The 1,825-nt window shown below is 56.7% G+C and carries 2 protein-coding genes; one reads left to right on the plus strand and one right to left on the minus strand.

Features of this window, described 5'->3' with window-relative positions; genetic code table 11:
• Positions 1-685, minus strand: a 685-nt coding sequence (locus HF921_RS12880; protein WP_215893964.1) for a mannose-1-phosphate guanylyltransferase, incomplete at its 3' end; no start/stop codon positions are given.
• Positions 686-851: 166 nt separating this feature from the next.
• Between HF921_RS12880 and HF921_RS12885 the strand changes: the two genes are divergently transcribed.
• Positions 852-1,825: polysaccharide biosynthesis/export family protein (locus tag HF921_RS12885; RefSeq protein WP_226834628.1), on the plus strand; the 974-nt coding region annotated here is incomplete at its 3' end.

Consider the following 1,825-nt stretch of genomic DNA (forward strand, 5'->3'; position numbering starts at 1 on the left):
CGGATGCCGCGGCGTACACTTGCGGAGCGTGCTCTGCCATGGCCTGCAGCAGCACATCGGCCCGCATGCAGAACATGCCGGAATTCCAGAGGTAATCGCCGCTCCTCAGGTAATTCGTGGCGGTTGCGGCATCGGGCTTTTCTACGAAGCGCACGACCTGATGCCCGCCATGAGCCAGCGCGGCACCCATCTGAATGTAACCATAGCCGGTCTCCGCGGTGGTGGGCACCACTCCAAAAGTCACCAGATAACCAGCTTCTGCCAGCGCTGCGGCATGCGTAATGGCCCTGGAAAAGGCCTGATCATCCTGAATAATGTGATCTGCCGGCAAAAACAGGAGAATGCTGTCTTCTCCCGCTTCTGCCTGCGCCCAGAGTGCGGCGGCGGTCATGGCCGGGGCGGTGTTGCGTCCGACGGGTTCCAGCAGGTACTGTGCCTTTGGCAGTGTGCAGCCATGATGCTTGGCATAGGCCGTGAAGGTATCCCGGGTAAGAAAGTAATAATCCCGGTTGGTGACGGTGAGTATGGGGCCTTGCGGATCCAGTTGCATAATGCGGCACAGCGTTTTCTGAATGAGGGTTTCGCCATCCGGCAAGGCGATAAACGGCTTGGGGAAAGACTTGCGGGAAAGCGGCCAGAGCCGGCTGCCAGAGCCACCAGATAGAATGGTCGGTATAATCTGCATGATTTTCGCCGTCCTTGAATTTAAGTGTTATGCGCTGTTCTACTATAACATTTTTTTATGGTACACTACGTCGGCGGAGGATTACAAGTTTCTACGACCAGGCATCTGGCGCGCGCGTCCGCTTTGGTTCGGATCCTCGGCCCCAAATTAAATGCGGAGTATAGATTTGGACAATAAAGCAAACACCTGGATGATCCGCGCTGGTGTCATGGCCATCTTATTGGTGGGCATGACCGGGTGCGCCTCTTACATGCCGTATTCCGGACCTCGTGCGGGCAATGTGAATGATGTCGCACACAACAAAGCCCTGGCGGGGATTCAACTGGTGGATGTGAATTACGCCATGTCTCGTTACATGAAAGATGAGATTGGTCAGTCTCATCTGGATGCATTGAAGGATTTCATGAATCCCGACCCCCTCCGTTATGCCGTCGGGCCCGGCGATACGCTGCAGGTGTATATTTGGGAGGCGCCGCCCGCCATGCTTTTTGCGACGGGGGCTACTTCCATGAGTCGCCTTTCGGGGTCTATGATGACATCCATCCCTGCACAGATGGTGGGGAGCGATGGCGACATCATGATGCCTTTTGCGGGCAAGATTTCTTGTACCGGCAAAACCCTCAATGAGATTGGTGCCGAGATCCGCGATCGGCTGATTCATATGGCCCATGATCCGCAGGTGGTGGTCCGGCTGGTGAAGAATCATGCCCAGAGCATTACAGTGGTGGGCAACGTGAAAAACAGCACCATGGTACCCATGATTCCGGGCGGGGTCAGCGTACTACAGGCCATAGCGGCGGCGGGTGGTGTGGTCAAGCCGGTCAACAAGGTGACCATACAGTTGTCCCGCAGCGGCAAGGTGCTGCAATTGCCCCTGGAAGAAATCATCCGCAATCCCCATGAGGACGTTTCTTTGCGCGGTGGCGATGTGCTGACGGCGCTCTATAAACCCTTGCAGGTGACCGTGATGGGCGCCACCAAGGAAACCAAGGAAGTGGACTTTCAGGCCTCTGGCATCAGCCTGGCCCAGGCCTTGGCGCAGGCGGGGGGGCTCAATGGCAATCAGGCGGATGCCAAGGCGGTGTTTGTGTTTCGCTTTGAGAAGCCGTCTTTGCTGCCACACTGGCCGAAACCGGTGCA

This window comes from Acidithiobacillus ferriphilus (assembly GCF_018854775.1).
In the GTDB taxonomy this organism is placed as follows: domain Bacteria; phylum Pseudomonadota; class Gammaproteobacteria; order Acidithiobacillales; family Acidithiobacillaceae; genus Acidithiobacillus; species Acidithiobacillus ferriphilus.